Origin of the sequence: Nisaea sp., assembly GCF_039990255.1 — a bacterium.
Taxonomy (GTDB): Bacteria; Pseudomonadota; Alphaproteobacteria; order Thalassobaculales; family Thalassobaculaceae; genus Nisaea.
The window spans coordinates 144,732-164,122 of record NZ_JBDXGG010000009.1 but is presented as its reverse complement, the minus strand read 5'-3'; the positions used below and the strand labels follow the sequence as shown (position 1 = coordinate 164,122).

At 56.6% G+C, this 19,391-nt stretch carries 16 protein-coding genes; 7 read left to right on the top strand and 9 right to left on the bottom strand.

Translation table 11 applies throughout. The features are described 5' to 3' along the window. Positions 1-43 precede the first annotated feature (43 nt). On the top strand, positions 44-928 hold the full coding sequence (locus tag ABJ076_RS08750; protein ID WP_348189641.1) for an AraC family transcriptional regulator: 885 nt from the start codon (positions 44-46) through the stop codon (positions 926-928). An 86-nt stretch (positions 929-1,014) separates the two neighbouring features. On the opposite strand, the gene ABJ076_RS08745 is transcribed toward ABJ076_RS08750, so the two are convergent. The 6 genes from ABJ076_RS08745 to ABJ076_RS08720 all read right to left on the bottom strand — a co-directional run bounded on the left by ABJ076_RS08745 (position 1,015) and on the right by ABJ076_RS08720 (position 7,923). Further along, the gene (locus tag ABJ076_RS08745; protein ID WP_348189639.1) at positions 1,015-2,628 is read right to left on the bottom strand and encodes a methyl-accepting chemotaxis protein; all 1,614 of its coding nucleotides are present in this window, start codon (positions 2,626-2,628) and stop codon (positions 1,015-1,017) included. 391 nt (positions 2,629-3,019) lie between these two features. Further along, positions 3,020-5,500, bottom strand: a complete 2,481-nt coding sequence (locus tag ABJ076_RS08740) for a response regulator (RefSeq protein WP_348189637.1) — start codon at positions 5,498-5,500, stop codon at positions 3,020-3,022. 147 nt (positions 5,501-5,647) lie between these two features. After that, entirely contained in the window at positions 5,648-5,959 is a 312-nt protein-coding gene (locus ABJ076_RS08735) for a hypothetical protein (RefSeq protein WP_348199202.1), read from the bottom strand. Between the two features lie 158 nt (positions 5,960-6,117). Continuing rightward, positions 6,118-6,624: a hypothetical protein gene (locus ABJ076_RS08730; RefSeq protein WP_348189635.1), complete on the bottom strand. Its 507-nt coding sequence runs from the start codon at positions 6,622-6,624 to the stop codon at positions 6,118-6,120. 238 nt (positions 6,625-6,862) lie between these two features. Beyond that, the gene (locus tag ABJ076_RS08725; RefSeq protein ID WP_348189633.1) at positions 6,863-7,201 is read right to left on the bottom strand and encodes an AzlD domain-containing protein; all 339 of its coding nucleotides are present in this window, start codon (positions 7,199-7,201) and stop codon (positions 6,863-6,865) included. Then, a complete protein-coding gene (locus tag ABJ076_RS08720; RefSeq protein ID WP_348189631.1) occupies positions 7,198-7,923 on the bottom strand; it encodes an AzlC family ABC transporter permease in 726 nt (241 codons plus the stop codon). Before ABJ076_RS08720 ends, ABJ076_RS08725 begins: the two co-directional genes overlap by 4 nt. A gap of 159 nt (positions 7,924-8,082) precedes the next feature. On the opposite strand from ABJ076_RS08720, the gene ABJ076_RS08715 reads away from it, so the two are divergent. Together ABJ076_RS08715 and ABJ076_RS08710 are read left to right on the top strand one after the other, a co-directional pair. Continuing rightward, a complete protein-coding gene (locus ABJ076_RS08715; RefSeq protein ID WP_348189629.1) occupies positions 8,083-9,939 on the top strand; it encodes a dipeptide ABC transporter ATP-binding protein in 1,857 nt (618 codons plus the stop codon). Positions 9,940-10,058: 119 nt separating this feature from the next. Next, complete coding sequence (locus tag ABJ076_RS08710; protein WP_348189627.1) at positions 10,059-11,081, top strand: threonine/serine dehydratase; 1,023 nt, start codon at positions 10,059-10,061, stop codon at positions 11,079-11,081. A 101-nt stretch (positions 11,082-11,182) separates the two neighbouring features. Here ABJ076_RS08710 and ABJ076_RS08705 read toward each other — a convergent pair whose 3' ends face one another. The 3 genes from ABJ076_RS08705 to ABJ076_RS08695 form a co-directional block, all read right to left on the bottom strand. After that, positions 11,183-12,076: an ABC transporter permease gene (locus ABJ076_RS08705; protein WP_348189625.1), complete on the bottom strand. Its 894-nt coding sequence runs from the start codon at positions 12,074-12,076 to the stop codon at positions 11,183-11,185. 14 nt (positions 12,077-12,090) lie between these two features. Next, positions 12,091-13,062, bottom strand: a complete 972-nt coding sequence (locus ABJ076_RS08700) for an ABC transporter permease (protein ID WP_348199201.1) — start codon at positions 13,060-13,062, stop codon at positions 12,091-12,093. A gap of 77 nt (positions 13,063-13,139) precedes the next feature. Further along, a complete protein-coding gene (locus ABJ076_RS08695) occupies positions 13,140-14,780 on the bottom strand; it encodes an ABC transporter substrate-binding protein (protein WP_348192101.1) in 1,641 nt (546 codons plus the stop codon). 304 nt (positions 14,781-15,084) lie between these two features. Here ABJ076_RS08695 and ABJ076_RS08690 point away from each other — a divergent pair, with 304 nt between their 5' ends. The 4 genes from ABJ076_RS08690 to ABJ076_RS08675 all read left to right on the top strand — a co-directional run bounded on the left by ABJ076_RS08690 (position 15,085) and on the right by ABJ076_RS08675 (position 19,378). Further along, a complete protein-coding gene (locus ABJ076_RS08690) occupies positions 15,085-15,792 on the top strand; it encodes a haloacid dehalogenase type II (RefSeq protein WP_348192104.1) in 708 nt (235 codons plus the stop codon). A 25-nt stretch (positions 15,793-15,817) separates the two neighbouring features. After that, complete coding sequence (locus ABJ076_RS08685; protein WP_348192107.1) at positions 15,818-17,194, top strand: MmgE/PrpD family protein; 1,377 nt, start codon at positions 15,818-15,820, stop codon at positions 17,192-17,194. A gap of 22 nt (positions 17,195-17,216) precedes the next feature. Then, a complete protein-coding gene (locus tag ABJ076_RS08680; protein ID WP_348192110.1) occupies positions 17,217-18,374 on the top strand; it encodes an acyl-CoA dehydrogenase in 1,158 nt (385 codons plus the stop codon). 74 nt (positions 18,375-18,448) lie between these two features. Further along, on the top strand, positions 18,449-19,378 hold the full coding sequence (locus ABJ076_RS08675; RefSeq protein ID WP_348199303.1) for a helix-turn-helix domain-containing GNAT family N-acetyltransferase: 930 nt from the start codon (positions 18,449-18,451) through the stop codon (positions 19,376-19,378). The last annotated feature ends 13 nt before the right edge of the window (positions 19,379-19,391 follow it).

Here is a 19,391-nt window from a genome sequence, read left to right as displayed (position 1 = left end):
GCAGACCAATCCGAATGCGGGTCTAAGCGAAGGTTTTTCAAACATGGCTCACACTGACTGGGCAGACGAGCGTTATCAGTTCGAGCAACGTGTCGCGCGAAGCGCCGTGGGACCGCCGGAGCATTTCTCTGACCGGGATGGAACGACCATGCTCACCGTTGCCACGTTGGACGCATTCGAAGGTGATTACGGAAGCACGCCGTACCTGATGCTGACGCTAGGCCTCAGCAAGGCTGGGCGCTTTTTACGCTCAGGCGATTGGGGAAGGGTTGATGGAATTTTTCGCTCCGGGACACAGGCTTTGGTTTTACCCAATGCCGAAGCAGAGGGTTTCTCTCCCAAGGCGCGCCTTATGGGGCTCAACATAAACCCGGAACGCGCACACACCGTATTGGCGGATGTTGGCGGGATCGACGCATTGGTGCCCGCTGCCGGAAGCCTGGGCGATGATCCGCTGATCAGCTCTGTCATGACCGCGCTCTGGCACGATGCGGAGGCGCACGGTCTTTGCACGGCATTTCTGGATCATGGGCTGGACCTGATCCTGCGCCGTTTCGTCGAGATTGACCGTCCGCGATCATCCGCCTCTGTCAGGCGCGTAAAGCCCTTATCCTCGAAAGAAATTCAGAAAATTGCTGAATTGATTGAAAGCCGCATCGGTTCAGACCTTACAGCCGCTGAAATTGCGAGCGAGCTTGGCCGGGATATGCGGAGTTTAACCAGGTCGTTTCGCGCTTCGACCGGGTATGCGCCTTATGAATATCTGACCTTCCGTCGCATGGAGCGCGCGAAGGAACTGCTTCAGACCGAAGAAACTATCATGGAGATCGCATTGCAGGTCGGGTACTCAAACCCGGCCAAGTTCGCGGCTGCTTTCCGCCGGTTTTGCGGCTGCTCGCCTTCGGAGTGGCGGTGTGGCGTGCGTTGAGTTGAGTTGAGGGAAACTCATGTTGCTGTGACCTTGCCTTTATTCAGGTTGATCACAGCACCATGTTGTAGGCGTTCCGGCGTTGCCTAAGTCGTGCGTACACGCTGCAGGAAGTTCTGTACTTCGCGGCTTACCATGTCCGCCTTTTCTTGCATCATAGCGGATGTCTGGCTGACGGATTGCGCGGTTGTTTCGGTAATCTGAACCGATGCGCTGACATCACCGATGGCCTGCGTGATGGACTGGGTTTCCTGCGCTGTTATGTCCGTGTTCCGGCTGATTTCCGCCGTTGCGGCGTTCTGTTCTTCAATCGCCGCTGCGATCGCGGTTGTCGAGTTCAGCAGGTCGTCGACCGAGGTGGCAACGTCCTTGATGCTGCCCACGCATTGACCGGTTGCATCATTCAGGATCGTAATCTGCTCCCTGATGTCTTCGGTCGCCTGTTTGGTCTGCGTTGCCAGCACCTTCACTTCGCCCGCGACAACAGCAAAGCCCTTACCGGCATCGCCCGCGCGTGCAGCCTCGATGGTGGCGTTAAGCGCGAGAAGGTTGGTTTGCTCCGCGATGGAATTGATCAACTCAACCACCGAGCCGATCTTCTCAACCGTGCCGGCGAGGGCGGACATCTGTTCTTCCGTCTGGTCGGACCGGGTACGGGTGTTTCCCACAACAGACTGGACTGTGCTGACCTGTCGCTGGATCTCGCTGATTGATGCGGTCAATTCCTGTGCCGCCGATGCAACGGTCTGCACATTTTTTGCCGTGGATTTCGCAGCTGTATTTACCTGCTGTGTTCCTGTGGCTGAATTCTCGGCGCTTTGGGACATTTCTGACGACGCGTCGGAAACTTTGCCGACCTCTTCATTCATGAAGGTGACAGCGGCGCCGACAGAACGCTCGAACTCGTCAGCGAAGCCCAGGAGCGCCTCTCGGCGTTCCTGTTCCGCCTGCTGCTCGGCAATTGCCTTTTGCTCGCGCAACTCTTCAGCCTCTATTATCTTCTCCCGGAAATGGTTGAAAGCGCGGGTCAACCTGCCGACTTCGGTGGCGCTGTTGTCACTCTCGACATCAGTGTCTGTGCGGCCTTCACTGAGATCTTCCAGTGCGCTCACAGTCCTGTTGACCGGTCTCGTGATGCTGCGGACGACCATGTAGCTAAGTCCGAGGCCGATCAGAAGGCCAACGGCCGCGAGGCCAAGGAAAATTGCTGCGCGTTCATAAAAAGTTGATTCGATATCATCGACGAAGAGACCCGTCGTTATCACCCAGTTCCAGCGCTTGTCCGTTGCGGACAAGAACATTTTCGCCACATTATTCTCATTCGAGCCGGGCCGGCGGCCAAAGGCGTTGGAGTAACCCTCAAGGCGAGCAGACGTCTTGGCGTTGGATATAAATCCGCCATAGAGCTTCCGAATTTTATCGCTCTCGCCCTTGAGGAGATTGACACCAATTTGTTCCTGGCGAGACGGGTGCCAGACCAGGACACCGTCAGTATCTACAATAAAGAAGTAATTCTTGCCGTCATAATTCATTGAGGAGATCGCCGTCACGGCCTGGCGCTTGGCGTCCTCCTCGCTGAGAGTTCCTTCTGCAGCCATCTGCGAATAGGTATCGGCGATGTTGGTTGCGGACTCCACAAGAGCCCGTAGTTTCAATTTTCGACCCTCAAGCATCGAACTTTTCAATTCGAGCAAAAGCACTGCCGTTATCCCAACCGCGACGGCTGAAATAACCAAAAGTAATAAGGATAATTTTCCGCCGATGGAGAGACGCTTGAGCATGGCCGGTGATCCTAGATAATATCTATTCTTTCGATAAGGAGCCTTATGTTTAGAAAAATGGTTGAGGGAGATTTATGAAGTAAATTTTAAGGTTTTTTGGAATCTGAATTGTGACTTCAGATTCATTTCTGTGTTCGGGATTGGTCCGGATTTTTCCGGGCTGGTACATTTTAGCCGAAACCTGACCGGAGCCATCGGTTTCTTAACCGTTCTCAATTCTGTGAGAAGTGGCGCTTTGATAAGCTGTCGCGTGTCGTTTGGAGTTTCGCTGATCGTTCGACTGCGGTGCGTGTCCGATCACAGCAAAAGCTTACGTACGCCGTATGTGTTTTGCCAGCACAGTGTATAGCTTCTTCGGGTCTACCGGCTTGGATATATGATCGACCATTCCGGCGTCACGGCTGTTCCGGCGGTCGTCGTCAAATGCATTTGCCGTCATGGCAATAATGGGCAGGTTTCTGTGGTTCGGATCTTTGAGGATGAGACGCGCCGCGCTGAGGCCATCCAATTCCGGCATTTGAAGGTCCATAAGGATTGCGGAAAACGATTCTGGCGGTTCTGAACGGAGTTTGTCTACGGCGCGCTGCCCGTTTGCGGCAACCGTTACACGCATCCCGATCTGCTCCAGCATTTCGAGGGCAACGCGTTGGTTTGCTGCATTATCCTCGGCCAGCAACACGCGCAGGCCAGCGAGTGTGGAGCGGTGGGTCTGGTCGATTGCGGGACGGGTATATTCAGATGAAGTTGACTGTCCAAATGCTTTGAGCAGCGTCTCTCGCAGGCGCGACGGCGTTACGGCCTTCGGTATTGTGCCATCCAACTCTGCTGTCGGCGCGCTTTCGTGTATCTCGTTCCCGCTGAACGTTGTGATCAACTGGCGTTCAAGCCCGCCGTCTCTCATGTCTGGACGATTTTTCAGCGCCGAGCGCAGGCGATTGACACTTCCTGGTGTGGTGATGCCGCTGTCAAGAAGTACGATGTCATAGGCAGGGTCCGCCACGCGCAAGGCTTCCTCCGCGCTGTCACAATCGATAGCTGTTCCGGTCGTCGCTCCGAGTTGCTCAACCGATTGCGCAATGGTTGAGCGGGCTTTGTTGGCCGGATCGACGATGAGAACATTCAGGTCGCTTATGATGTCATCTGTCTTCTGTGGTACAGCTTCTGTCGGCACTTCAAACCGCGCGGTTAGCTGAAAACTGCTGCCTTCGCCCTGAGTGCTTTGGACGCTGATTGCCCCGCCCATCAAAGTTGTGAGTGCCTTGGAAATAGCCAAGCCAAGTCCACTCCCACCATAGCGCCGTGTCGTAGAGGTGTCCGCCTGGCTGAAGGCCTGGAACAGGTTTTCGAACTGCTCTGGCGCCATGCCTATGCCGGTATCGCTAACCTCAAAATGAAGGGTCGCGCCTTCCGCGTCCCGCTCCACCAGATCGACACTCAGAACAATGGCCCCCTTCTGTGTGAATTTGGCGGCGTTGCCGGTGAGGTTAAGAAGAATTTGGGCAAGCCGGAACGGATCGCCAATAAGCCTTTCGGGCACGTCTCCTCCGACCGAGAGGAGAAGATCAACGTCGGCCGATTGTATGTTATTTCCTGTAAGAGCGATGACATTGCTGAGTATGTCGTCACGATGAAACTGCAGTTTCTCAAGCTCCAGCATACCAGCATCAATTCGCGAGAAATCGAGTATGTCATCAAGAATCCGGAGCAGGAGTTGGCTGGAGCTTTCGACCTGTGTCAGTTGATCGTTTTGCTTCTGCGTCAAGTCTCCCCGAAGGACGAGTTGTGTGAAGCCTATGATTGCATTCAGGGGAGTTCGGATTTCATGGCTCATGTTGGCGAGGAAAGCCGATTTGGCGCGCGCCGCCGCTTCGGCTTCATCCTTCGCCAGCCGAATTTTTTCCTGATCGTTCATCCAGTCGGTGATGTCGACCAGCACGGAAACCCATCCGCCAGACTCCGTTTTCCGGGTCCTCCGGTCGATATGCTTCTGCCGCATCGGCCAATATTGGATAGAGTGGTTGAAGTCCTCGAACTCATAATAGTTCAGGTATTGTTGCCACACTTCCTCATATGTCTGTCCGGGAAAAGAATCGAGCTGCTCGACTTCGTAACGCAGCAGGTTGGCCATGCCGCCCATTTCCTGCATCAACTCTTCAGTATAGCCTTGAATCTCGACGAAGGCGCTATTCCAGGCTCGGAAGTTGAAGTCCTTGTCGTAGATTATCACCGGGTGCGGAATTGCCTGTAGAGCGGCGTTCATTTCTTCATGCAATTGCCGGGATTGGTCTTGGGCAGCAGCCAAGTGAGTGTCCCGGTCCAGAAGAGACAACAGCACCGCTGCCGTTGTGGCTGCTATTGAGCGGAGAATCTCACGGTCGTAATCGGTGAAAGTATGCTCATGATCGGCGATCGCGGCGATTGCACCCAACGTGCCTGCCGCCGTCGTAAGCGGGGCAGCAAGGGTGGTTTGTTGGCTGGATTGCGGCGATATTATTTCCGAGGACGGCGCTGGTTCTGAAATAGCCACCGATTTACGAACACGGATGCATCGGGAGAGAGGCGAATCAGGGTCATCGAGCGAGACTGTGTCGCTCTCGGTATCCGAATACGAAGTCAATTTTTGACCCGCTGTGTCGATCAAAACGAGCTGAGAGCGGTCGCACGAGAGGATCTTCGGTATGCGTTGGTCAAGCACCCGGTTGATTTCAGGTATACTGTCTGCGGCCACCAGCGAGCTCAAAACGTCGGCAAGTTCACTGAATGGCGACGCAGCGGCGGTTGGTCCGTTCATGCGCAATAGATCTCACTCACTGACGGAATGCTGCGAATAGAAATGATTAATAAACAATGTCTTGTCTGATGCACGCGGCATGACCATTGAAAATGAGGGTGACCCGGGATGGGGTAGCCTGACTTGGCTGAATTAGACTCCGTAGCCTCAACCGTTCCTAAATATAGCGGGCTCTTCGGATGAGCTGATAACGCAGTGTTCGAAAGGACCTGAACGCTTGATTATAGTTCCGGGCTGAAGATCGTATTCCTGGGCACCTGTTGTACCGCAGGCCCGGCGAACGTCCCGGCGAAATAGAAAACGCGTCAGATTGGTCAAAGTGCGGGTCTCGTCGGCACTGTACTTGCACCATTCGGTTGCGTCGCCATTGTCAGGCAAGGCAACAAGTCGTTCTTTCGCGTTGAGCGCGCTGAACGCCACCCTGTCGCTCTTATTTGTGCCTTGGTTTTCAACAGTCATCGCGGTCCCACCCCGACTGTTTGAGAGATAGGATTTTTAATGTGAGAAGTCTTGTGTCGTCAATCGAATGTCACCATTCCCGTAAAGGGAGGGTTGTGCAGGGCTTTCTCGTATTCTGGGTATTCTTGCATCATATCTCTTAAGTTTGGTCAGGTCGGCTAGATATTCAGCAGGAAAATTCTGGTCACCGCGATTGTCACAAGCTCCAGGTACAGCACCATGGCGATCATCATGCCGTAACGCTGCAGATCGCTGATCAGTTTTGATTTTCGCTTGCGGGCAGCGCTACTGAAACTGCCCCACTTGGATGTCACATAGTCGATCTTGCTCACCTCTGCCGATTGCCACCATTGCAGACTGAGGACCACGCCGGCGCTGGCGAGGCTGAAAACCCAAACCATGATCATAAGTAACTGGGCGAGTGTCGGATCTTCCCAATGGGTCCATTCTCCGTAACCCGTTGCAACTGCGGCGCCGATGGAAAAGTAGAGTACGGCGCGCCATTGCTGATGTTTCGCGAAGCGCAGGTTTTCGGATGCATCTGCATAGATCGCCAGGAACTCTGCGTGGGTCGTTTCCTCAAGTTCGCTTGGTACGTCTTCCACGGGGTTGAGCGGGTCGAGGAGGTCTTCATCGGTGTCGATCGGATTGAGCGTTTTTGCCATGATCGGATCCTTTCCGTTCAGACGGTATTCTGTACCGCCAGGCTTTTCGCCTCCCAACGATGCCCTATTTTCGGCGCCGATGGAATTCTACTCTCGCTGCTACGTTCGGCGTGTTGCTGGACCGAAACTTACTTTTGTTGGCGATCGTCTGCGGATGTTTGTGATGCGCTTTTGTTAGAAAGAAGAGGGGCGCTGCGCTTCTGATCAATGTTCGAAGAGGGAAAAAGCGGTTCTTGAATCAATTCGCGAGTAGCGCCAGCCCACCGGCAAAACATCCCGCCCCGATTGCCGCGCCCAATAGCAGGTTGCGTTTTGCGAGGAAGAACACGGCGAAGCCGATAGCCACTGCACCGAGCCGGAGAGCCAATGGAGTGTCGGCCAGATCGCCTGTCGGCAGCACCGCCATGCGTGCGATCAGACCAGCGACGGTGGCGTAGGAAACGCAGCCAATCCAACGGAACAGCGCGCCGTCCGTGTCGATTTTCGAGGCTAAAAGGGCGCCGAGCACGCGCCAGATGAAAGTGACGGAGGCCGCAAGCAGGACGAGCGACAGCGGTGAAATTGCTGCTGCGCTCATCGGCGTTTCCCAAGAACGGCAAAGGCAAACGTACCGCCGATCAGACCCGTAAGGATTACCCCGTAGTTTGGCTCGATACTGTGCAACGGCGGTCCGATAACGGCGCCGGCACAGACGGCAAGAATAACAAGACGGTCACGGTTCAGTGCAAACAACAACGAGAGAAATACAACGTTGAGGAAGACCAGCGTCAGCCGGACAATTGCGGGCATGTCTGCCGAAAGCCAATACCCGGCGAGCGTACCGATGCAGCCCATGATGATACAGAGCCCCGCAACGGGCCAGTAATAGGCCAGCGCTGACTCTTTATTCATACGCTGAGAGGCCGCCATGCCCATCGGCCAGGTCGAAGCCGACATCAGGTGTGCAATGAAGATACGCTTCAGCGGGTGCTTCACTGCCTCGCGGAAGGTGCCGACCAGGATCGTCGCCATTGGGAAGAACCGGACACTGGCCATGGAGACCGCTAACAGTGTTACGAACAGATCTGCACCCGATGCCCGCAGGTCCGCCATCGCAACCTGACCCGGCATGGCCCACACAAGGGCTGTCGAGAGTAGGGCTTCAAAAGCGGAAAAGCCGTTGGCATGGGCGAGAGAGCCATAACCGAGCATGGTTGAGAAAACGACAATCGAAGGAACCGCAAGGCCGTGTCGTATGCCTTCGCGAAAGGCCTCTTTCCGATTGGGGCTATGCTCGCTCTCGGAATTTTGTGCGCTCACGGATGTCTCATACGTCTGAACTCTTCCAGGGTGCGAAATTTGAGAGATTGCGTCTGGATTTGACTATCAAAAGCATACAGACTGCCTCGTTGAAAATGGTGCAAAAAGAAAAAAATCGCAGCACCGGACAGGACAGGCGAGCCATGGGAGGCCGTGTAGATGCATGATGACCGACTGATCGAAGTCGACGATCTTCGGGTTCACTTTCCGTTGGATGACCAGACGGTCAAGGCGGTTGATGGAGTCTCTTGGCATATTGACCGGGGCGAAACGCTGGCTGTTGTCGGCGAGTCAGGCTCTGGCAAGTCCGTAACGGCCATGTCGCTGATGCGGCTGACCGATTATGCCGGCGGGCATATCGCGTCGGGGAAGGTCGATTTCCGGCGCAAGAATGGTGAGGTGATTGATATCGCCAAGGCCGGCCAGGGCACGATGCGGGATATTCGCGGTAACGATATCTCGATGATCTTCCAGGAGCCGATGACGTCGCTCAACCCGGTCTTCACCATCGGGTTCCAGATCGCTGAGACCATCATGCTGCACCAGGGAAAGAGCGAGCAGGAAGCGCTCGACATGGCTCTGGAGATGCTGAAGCTGGTTCGTATTCCGGAACCGGAAAAGCAGCTGTCCCAGTATCCGCATCAACTGTCTGGCGGCATGCGCCAGCGGGTGATGATCGCCATGGCGCTGAGCTGCCGTCCGAGCCTGCTGATCGCCGACGAGCCGACTACCGCGCTCGATGTGACGATCCAGGCGCAGATCCTAGATCTGATAAAGATGCTGCAGCAGGAAATCGGCATGTCCGTCATGTTCATCACCCACGATATGGGAGTGGTGGCTGAGGTGGCGGATCGTGTTGTTGTCATGTTGAAGGGCAAGAAGGTCGAAGAGGGGCCTGCAGAGCAGATCTTCCATGATCCGCAGCATCCCTACACCAAGGCCCTGCTCGCCGCGGTGCCGAAACTGGGCTCAATGAAGGGGATGACCTTCCCGGCCAAGTTCGCGAATGTGGATGTGAACCGGGCGGAAGGCGAAGCGGTAAAGGACGCGTCCGCCGCGCATGAATTGCAGGAGATGCAGGACACGGTCCGGCATGCCGAAAAACCGTTGTTGACGGTCGAAGGTCTGACCACGCGGTTCGACATTCGTAAAGGCATGTTCGGCTCGGCTACAGCACGGGTTCATGCGGTTGAGGGGGTTTCCTTCGGTCTGCAACCAGGGGAAACCCTTGCATTGGTGGGTGAGTCCGGCTGCGGCAAGTCGACCACAGGGCGGTCCATTATCAAGCTGGTGGAGCCGAACAGCGGCAGCATCAAGTTTGAGGGCACAGAGCTGATGGGGCTCGACCCGAAGGACATGCGCCCGCTGCGCCGCGACATGCAGATGATTTTCCAGGATCCGTTCGCGTCCCTAAACCCGCGTATGACGGCGGGTTCGGCCATCGCAGAACCGATGATCGTGCACAAGATCGCCTCCGGCAAGGAGGCAGACGAAAGGGTGGTTTCGCTGCTCCGCCGCGTCGGTCTCGATGCTGAACATGCGGAACGGTACCCGCACGAATTCTCTGGTGGTCAACGTCAGCGGCTTTGCATTGCCCGGGCTCTCGGGCTTGGCCCGAAGCTGATCATTGCAGATGAGGCAGTCTCGGCGCTGGACGTGTCGATCCAGGCGCAGGTCGTGAACCTGATGATGGATCTTCAGGAGGAATTCGGTCTGGCCTATCTCTTCATCAGCCATGATATGGCTGTGGTCGAGCGGGTCAGCCACCGGGTCGCGGTGATGTATCTTGGCGAAATTGTCGAGATCGGGCCTCGCGCGGCGGTGTTCGAAAATGCCCAGCATTCCTACACGAAGAAACTGATGTCAGCGGTGCCGGTGGCCGATCCAACGCGCCGTAAGCGTGAGCTGAACCTGATGACTGATGAGATCCCGAGCCCGCTTAAACCGATGGGCTATGAGCCGCCGAAGCGGGAATACCGGCAGGTCGGCGAAGGGCATTTCGTGCTGGAAGGCTGATCCCGCAGGGACAGGGCATTGAGTTGAAAACGGCGCCTTCGGGCGCCGTTTTTTCTTGCCGTTCTCTGTAGCAAAAATCCGGATATAGTCTCGCCAGCATTCAAGCAGGAGATCGGTAAATGGCCAGCCTTGGACAGACAATGCCCAGCGAACCGGAAATCGGTAATGCTGTAGAAGCCTTGGCAGGTGTTGCTGAGCGGACGCCGCTGATGGCCGCGCCGCATCTCGCTGACCTGTCGGGAGCGGATGAGGTTTATGTGAAAGCTGAGTCGCTCCAGCGTACGGGGTCCTTCAAATTCAGGGGCGCTTATTGGCGGTGCTGTAATTTGAGCGAAGCGGAAAAGCTGGCCGGTGTTGTTGCATATTCTTCGGGGAATTTTGCACAGGGTCTCGCCGCCGCAGCGGCCACTCTGGGGATTCCGGCAACGATTGTGATGCCGGTGGATGCGCCGGAGGCGAAGCGCCGCAAGACGGAAGCTTATGGCGCAACGGTTGTCCTGAGTGAGCATGGGGACCGCCCGCGTGAGGAGGTTGCCAGCGCGATGGCCAAGGATATCTCGGAACGTGAAGGCAAGGTCCTGCTGCATCCTTTCGACGACCCGTTTGTTGTCACGGGGCATGCCAGTGCGGCTTCGGAGATAATTGAGGAGTTGCGGTTGGGCGGGAGAGAGGCGCCTGACTTTGTTTTCTCGTGCGTCGGCGGAGGCGGCCTGATTGCCGGCCTTGCCTCGGGGTTCAGTCGGTATTCTCCATCAACGCAGCTTGTCGCTGCGGAGCCTGAAGGCTTTGATAGCTTCGGGCAGTCCCTGAAAGCTGACACTGTAACCCGCATCAGCGGCGGCGCTGTGTCGATCTGCGATGCGCTGCAGGCAACGGCTCCAGGGGAGGTGCCATTCGCCTGCGCCAGGGCGGCGGGTATGCGGCATCACATGGCAGTGGGTGACGATACAGTCCGGGCGGCGATGCGGGTTGCCTTCGAGACCCTGAAACTTGTGCTGGAGCCATCGGGAGCGGTGGCACTCGCAGCTTTGCTGATGAGGCCGGATTATATTCAAGGCAAGCGCGTTGTCGTCATGGCGACTGGCGGTAACATCGATTTCGAACGGTTTTGCGAAACTCTGGGCAGTTTGACAGTTCAGTAAGCCGTAACAGTTTGAGCTTGATTATGACTGTCTGAGAACATTCCGAGACAAAGAAAAAGCCCCGCCAATGGCGGGGCTTTCTGCTGATGATATTGGTCTAATCAGCGGGTCCGGAGTTTCGGGTCCAGGATGTCACGGACAGCGTCCCCGAAGAGGTTGAAGCCGAAGACTGCGATTGTAATCGCGAGGCCCGGCCATACCGGGACCCAAGGTGCGCTCTCGGCATATTCCTCAGCCCCGCCCTGAAGCATCAGGCCCCAGGCTGGCGTCGGCTCCTGCACACCCAGTCCGAGATAGGAAAGGGAGGCTTCGAGCAGGATTGCCTCGCCCAGGAAGGCGGTAAGCATAATCAGGAACGGTGCGAGAACGTTTGGCGCAATGTGTTTCATGATGATGCGCATATGGCCGTACCCGATAGACCGGGCAGCATCAACATAGGGCATTTCCCTGATCGCCAGCGCGCTGGACCGTACGACACGGGCGCAGCGCGGGATGAAGGGAATCGTAATCGCAATGATTACCTTGTCTGTGCCTGTGCCAAAGATGGCGACGATAGCAAGAGCCATAATGATCAGCGGGAAGGCCATAAACACATCGATGATGCGCTGCATGATCAGATCGAACCAGCCGCCGAAATATGCACTCGCGACGCCGAGAACGAGGCCGCCGAACGCACCGACAATGGCGCAGGTAAATCCGACGAAGAGAGCTGTCCGGGCGCCATAAACAATGCGGGAAAACAGGTCGCGGCCAAACTGATCAGTCCCGAGGAGGAAGTCCAGACTGGGCGGAACCAGCATATATTCGAAGCTGTTCGCTTCGGGGTCGTAAGGCGCTATCAGATCGGCGAAGAGTGCCATCAGAAGCATCAGGATAATCACAACGGCTCCGCCGGTCCCGAGCGGCTGGCGCCGCACAAGCCGACCGATATGATCACCGATTGTCGTTCTTTTGAAACCAGTGTTGGTTTCGGGATTTGCATCCATGGTGGTCATGTCCTGCAGCTCCCTTAGCTGTAGCGAATACGTGGGTCGAGCCACGCATAGAGCACATCGACGACGAAGTTCATGAAGACGAAAATCGTAACAACTAACATCACCAAAGCCTGGGTGAGGGTGTAATCCGCCTGGGTCACCGACTCCACGAACAGCTTGCCGAGACCATTCAAGTTGAACACCTGCTCCGTCACGACGAGGCCACCCATCAGAAAGGCGAATTCGATCCCGATGATGGTCACAACGGGCAACATCGCATTCTTGAGGGCGTGCTTGTTGACGATGACCTTTTCGATAAGGCCTTTGGCGCGGGCTGTCCGGACGTAGTCCTCCCGGAGAACTTCAAGCATGGCCGATCGAGTCATACGCGTGGCGACGGCAGAATATCTGTAACCGGTCGCGAGTGCTGGCCAGACAAGCTGCGAGAGATTGTGCATTGGATCGTCGAAGAGCGACTTGAAAGTGATGGGTGGCATCCAGGGACGACCCATGAATTCCTGTGTTCCAATCAACAATCCTAGAATGATGAGGATTCCAAGCCAGAAGGATGGCATTGCAATCCCGGCGATGCTGAAACCCCGAATGACATAATCCGTCATAGTGTTCTGCTTCGCGGCGGAAATCACGCCAAGCGGTATCGCAATCACAATTGACGTAAGAGTTGCCATAAGGGCGATCTGAAGCGAAAGCTCGAAGCGCACGCCGATCTCGTATGTGACCTCCTTGCCTGTCCACATGGACGTGCCGAGGTCTAGGACAAAGAAGCCCTTCATATAGTCCCAGAACTGGACATAAATCGGGTTCTCTAGCCCGAGACTTACCTGACACTGCCTAATTTGCTCAGGATCCGCGTATGCGCCCTCACCACCGAACTTGATCAGGCAGATATCACCTGGAACAAGTCGTAACAGAAGAAAGACGAGGATAGCCGCGCCGATAAGGGTCGGGAGCAGCATGAGCAAGCGTTTGACGATATATCCGTACATGCTTTGCCAAATTACCTTTTTTCGAAAAGGGCGACCGCCCTGCCGAGGCAGGGCGGTCGACGTCTCTGAAGTCTAGATCAACCGCCGAGTTGCTTCTTCTTTTCGGCCTGATCGATCCAGACGTTGTCGAGTGCCTGGTTCAGATAATGGCTTGGTGCGATCTTCCAGCCCTTCACATAGGAACGGTGCGGGTTGATCTTGTACCACCACAGCGTAATGAACTGGGAAGACAGCTCGTCCAGAACCCGCTTTTCGTACTTGCGGATGATCTCGCGCTGTTTCCCTTCGTCACCTTCGGCCAGCAGTTCGTCGTACCATTTGAGCAGCTGCTCATCCTGGAACTCGGCGTAGTTGTTGCCGGCGCCGGGCAGGAACTTCGAGATGTCGGCAATCGGGTTCACGATCGACTGACAGTTGAAGTCGAGTGAGACGGTGAAGTCTTTCTTCTTGCGAAGCGTCGCGTAGAAAGGCGTGGTTGGCTGAACCCACTGATCCGCCTTTATGCCGACCTTCTTCCACTGATCGATCAGCCACGTACCGACAACCTTGTAAGGCTGATCAACGCCGCGATTGTGCAGGGTGACCTTCAGGTTCTCGTGACCGGCTTCTTTCAGCAGTCTTTTCGCTTCGGCACGGTTCGCTTCTATGTCGTTGCCATAGCCGGCAAGCTGCGACAGTTCGGCTTCGGTGGCTGCAAGCGGGTGGCCCGGGAAAACAACCCCGCCAACCGTCTTCACGATCGCAATGCGGGACAGATATTTGGAACCGCCTTGACGATCAATGGCGAGCGAGAGTGCTTTCCGCACACGCACGTCATCCATCGGCTTGACCTTATGGTTCGGGGTCACGATCAGAACGCAGTTCCAGTCGCTTTCCTGAACGGTGATGTCGTCGCCGAGGGCTTTGACAAGGTCGTCACGCGCTTTCGGCGGGAAACCGCGGAATTCGATGTCGGCCTGACCGCCACGGATTGCCTGCAAGCGAACCGACATTTTCGGTGCGGAAATTGCGGTAAAACCGTCCAGATAAGGCATGCCCTTGTGATGGTAGGTGTCGTTCTTGACGCCTTTCACGTGGCTACCCGGTACGTGCTCGACAAACCGGAAAGCGCCCGATCCGTTGATGTTTTTCTGGTGCCAGGTGTAACCGTGCGCGTCCAGATCCTTCTTCGCGTAGACGAAGTTGTACGGCATGGCGACTGAAGGCAGGAAAGTGCCGGTCGGGTTCTTCAGTTTGAAGACGACCGTGTAATCGTCGGGAGCCGTAATAGATTCAACGGACTTGAAATATGCCTGCCTGTTCGACGCGATGCCTTCTGGCGGAAAGGCAATCTTGTCGAAGGTCGCCTTAACGTCATGTGCGGTCAGCGGCGTTCCGTCGTGGAACTTAACGTCCTTGCGGATTTTGAAGGTGTATTTCGTGCCGCCTTCGGTCGCTGCAGGAACGTCTCCCTCACAGAGGTCGCAGACGAAGTCGACAGGCGAGGAGGGGTTCTCCGGATTGACCCGCATGAGCACGCTGTAGAACGGGCGGATCGGGTGGATCATGCCGAAGGTGGACTCGATATGCCCGTCATATGACGGGATCTTCGAGCCGACGACCAACCGCAACTCGTCGCCGTATTGCGGTGTTTCGGCTATTGCAGGACTAGGCCCGAAGATTGCTGCAGCACCCAGCGCGAGCGCTGTTGTGGCCGCAGTGCGCCAAAGATTTTTCATAGACGTGTTCCTTCCCTATTGGCGGATTTATTTATTGTTTTTTGAATAAGCTCGGTCAGCAATGAGCGTCACCGCTTCTTCTTCTTCGCTGAGCGAAGAATGGACTCATTACCAATTGGACCGTTGTCTGACGTTCCTCCGTTCGCCTACCCTTTCGTCAGTCTGCTAACCGTTGTTTCCCGGTCTTCCAGCTGAACGAACTGAATATCATTGTCCCGGCTTTGGATTTCCGGTCAAGGAAACACTGCATAACGGGACGTGCTTTTCCGGACTACGGGAACATGTTGAAGAAATGGAAAGTGAAATGATGATGGTAAAAGCGCTTTTTTTTGATGTGTTTGGGACCGTTGTCGATTGGCGGAACAGCATTGCGGCGGAAATTGACTTTTTTTCTGACGAGAAGGGCCTGGGACTAGATGGGCAGGCCTTCGCACTCTCGTGGCGACGGCGTTACGTTCCGGCGATGGCGCGGATACGCAGTGGGGAACGCGGTTTCATCGACCTCGATACGCTGCACCGGGAAAATCTGATTGAGGTGCTTGATGAGTTTGGAGTTAAGGGGCTGAACGATTCTGAGGTCGAGCACCTTAATATGGCTTGGCATCGTCTGAACCCCTGGGCGGACAGTGTGTCGGGACTGACGCGTTTGAAGAGCAAATTCATTTTGGCAACCATGTCGAATGGCAACGTGAAGCTAATGGTCGACATGGCGAAGCATGGCGGTTTGCCCTGGGACATGATTCTGGGGGCCGAGATTGCGCAGAGCTACAAACCTGATCCGGAAACATACCTTGCGGGATGTCGCATGCTGCGCCTCGCTCCGGAGGAATGCATGATGGTAGCTGCTCATAATGGTGATCTGGTCGCTGCCAGGGCGCTGGGCCTCAAAACAGCTTTCATTGCACGGCCCACGGAATACGGGCCGGAACAGACTGTCGATTTTAAGGCCGAGCACGATTTTGATGTTATCGCGGAGTCGATGGAGGGCGTTGCCGATAAGCTCGATTGCTGAGGCTGTTAAGAAAGGGAGGAACGTAATGGCCAGTAAGAGCCCGACCGAAACATACGGAGATTTCATTGCCGCGATGAGCGGCATGCCCGTGCCGGAGACGGCACAACATCATGCAAAACGATGTGTCCTTGACTGGTTCGCGGCGGCCGTTCCTGGCGGCGTGCTCCCGCCGGCGACATTGCTGCCCGACGCGGTGCCGGAGGATCTTGATCGCGGGCGCGCGCGGTTGATCCCGTCGGGGAGGCTTGCAACCGCACGGGCTGCTGCCCTGATCAATGGCGCCGGTTCTCATACGGTTGAGTTCGACGATATTTACCGGGACGGGCTCTATCATCCTGGCGTTGCCGTCATTCCCGCCGCGCTTGCGCTTGCCGAGGAAACCGGAGCGGATGGCGCGCATTTCCTACGCGCGGTCATTGCCGGATACGAAGTCTCCAACCGGATCGCCGCGGCGGTCAATCCGGCGCATTACGATTACTGGCACACAACAGCGACTATCGGGTATTTCGGCGGCACGGCGGCATCTTCCGTCCTGCTGGGGCTGACCGCTTCCGAGGCGGCGCATGCGCTTGCCTCTGCGGGGACCATGGCGGCCGGATTGCAGCAGGCTTTCCGGGCCGAAGCCATGAGCAAACCATTGCATGCTGGCCGGGCGTCGGAAGGTGGCGTACTGGCAGCACGGATGGCGAAAGCCGGTGTTACCGGCGCGCTCGATATACTGGAAGGCGCCGCCGGGTTTGGTGCTGCCATGAGCCGGGATGTGGATTGGCAGGCCGCCGTTGCCGGGCTTGGTTCCGATTGGACCATCGAACGGACAACGCAGAAGAATCATGCCGCGTGCGGGCATGTTCATGCGGCTGTCGATGCCGTGAAGGAAATTGTCGCCGCGAACAATCTGAAAACGGAGTCCATCCACCGGATTGAAGCAGGCTCTTATCAGAAGTCGCTTGAGATTTGTGGCAATGCCGATCCCAAAACGGCTTTCGAAGCGAAGTTCTCGCTACCCTATTGCCTCGGCGCGGTCATCGCTACCGGTGCGGTCCGGATCGCGGCCTTCTCTCCTGAGGCACTTGCCGACCCGGCGACCCGCGACATCGCGGCGAAGGTCGAGCATACGGTCGATCCGGAGTGCGATGCAGCGTTCCCTCGGCGGCGCTCAGCAAAAGTCACGATCGAGACCGCGGATGGCCAGCGTTTCAGCCATTATGCTCGGACCCGCAAGGGAGATCCGGATTTGCCGCTGAGCGATTCTGAACTGGAAGATAAATTCTATGAGCTGACCGGAGACGTGCTCGGAACGGCGGCCAGACCATTGCTGGATGCGCTCTGGCGGATCGATGCTTTTGCGTCTCTGTCCGAACTGCCATTCGGTGAAGTTACAGCAAAATCTGCAGCGGAATAACCGCGCCTGACAGGAGGAAGTTTTGGATTTCAATTTGAGTGAGGAGCAGCGTCTCTTTCAGGATGCCGTGCGCGGTTTTGCGGAGCGTCATCTGCAGGAAGGCGCGCTCGCCCGGGCGCATGAAGAGAGTTTCCCTTTCGATGTAGCGAAGCTGATGGCCGGGCAAGGTCTGTTGGGCATCACCTTTGATGAGGCCGACGGCGGGCAAGGCGGGTCTGTGATGGACGCGGTGCTTGCCATTCAGGCTGTTTCGGAGATCTGTCCACGCAGCGCCGATGTCATCCAGGCCGGTAATTTCGGCCCAATCCGCACTTTTGCCGAATATGCCAGCCCTGCACACAAGGAGAAGTGGTTGGGGAAGCTTTTGGGGGGCGAAATGGCAATCTCCCTAGGCATGTCCGAGCCGGAAGCAGGTTCTGCGGCAACCGATCTCGTCACCACCGCGACCACGGACGGGGACGGCTTCCGGGTCAATGGAACGAAGGTGTTCTCCACCCACAGTCCGGAAGCGGGGATCTTCCTGATCTATGTGCGTTTCGGACCGGGGCTTGATGGCATTGGGTCGGTTATTCTTGAGCGTGGGCAGGACGGATTCACCATGGGCAAGCCGGTTCGCTATGTCGGTGGCGAGCACTGGTGCCAGCTTTATTTTGAGGATGTCTATGTTCCGGCCGAAAATGTGCTGCTCGGCGAGGGTGGGTTCCGCAAGCAGATCTCGGCCTTCAACATTGAGCGGATCGGGAACTCAGCCCGCGCGCTCGCCTTTGGCCGGCACGCGTTCGAGATCGCCCGGGAACATGCGCTGACGCGTAGGCAGTTCGGCCGTGAGTTGGCGGACTTTCAGGGCATCCAGTGGAAGTTCGCGGAAGCCGCGGCCCAGATCGAGGCGGCCCAGCTCATGCTCTACAAAGTCGCGACGGAAGCTACTGAACGGTTGCCGTCTGCTTATGATACGGCCATCGCGAAGTTTCTCTGCAACGAGGCCGGATTCCGAGCCGCGAACGACGCCATGCAGGTGCTGGGGGCACTTGGTTATACGGAGGAAAGCCTGGTGGAATACTGTTGGCGCCGGACGCGTGGCTGGCAAATCGCCGGGGGCAGTCTTGAAATGATGAAGAACCGGATCGCCGAAGGGGTTTTCGAGAAACGCTTCTCCCAGCGGGCGCCAAGGGCAAAATAGGTGCTAAAAGCAATCAATTAATTGCTTTTAGCATTTAATGGGGTCACCATGCGTCCACCTCAGGGAGGAACATGGTGACCGATAAGCATGACCCGGTGGAGGCTGTCCGCCACTTTTCCCGTTTCTACACAGGCAGAATCAATGTTCTGGCGGACCGTCTGCTGGAGAGCGAATTCTCGCTGCCGGAAGCCCGTGTGATTTTCGAGCTTGGCCATTGCGACGGGATGAGTGCCCGCGATCTGGCGGACATGCTGGGGCTCGATCCGGGGTATCTCAGCCGTCTTCTGAATGGCTTGAAGCGTCGCGGTATCCTTACCCGGTCGGTATCCGAGATGGATCGGCGGCGCCATGTCCTTGCGCTTACCGAGGCCGGAAGCAGCGCGCTTGAAGCACTTCAGGCAAAATCGCGTGCCGAGGTTTCCGCTGTGCTGGAGCCGCTGGGGCAGGACGCACGTCGAGACCTGGTCTCCACCTTGCGCCAGGCTGAGCACTTGCTTGGTGGTGAGAGTGCCGTCGTGAAACCGGTCCCCGTGATCCGGCCGCACCGGGTCGGTGAGCTGTCCTGGGCGCTTGCCCGGCAAGCCATGCTTTATGAGCAGGAATATGGCTGGGACGGTGGTTTTGAGCTGAACCTGCTGAAGATCGGGCGCGAGTTTCTCGAGCATCACAACCCCGACGATGACTGTCTCTGGATTGCTGAGGTGGATGGCCGGATCGCCGGATCAGCGGCTGTGGTACGCGACGGGCCGGAAACGGCGCGTCTCAGGATCGTCTATGTCGAGCCGGACGCACGCGGGCTGGGACTCGGGCACAAGCTTGTCGGAGCCTGTATCGATTTTGCCCGTTCGCGCGGTTATCGCGAGATGGTGCTGTCGACCTACAGTATGCTGGCCGCGGCCCGGCGGGTCTATAAGGTGGCCGGGTTCACCCTTGATGCAGAAGAAGACGAACAGGTCTATGGCCAGTCCCTGACAGCTCAGCATTGGCGCCGCGATCTGGCATAGATCAGTGCGTGGA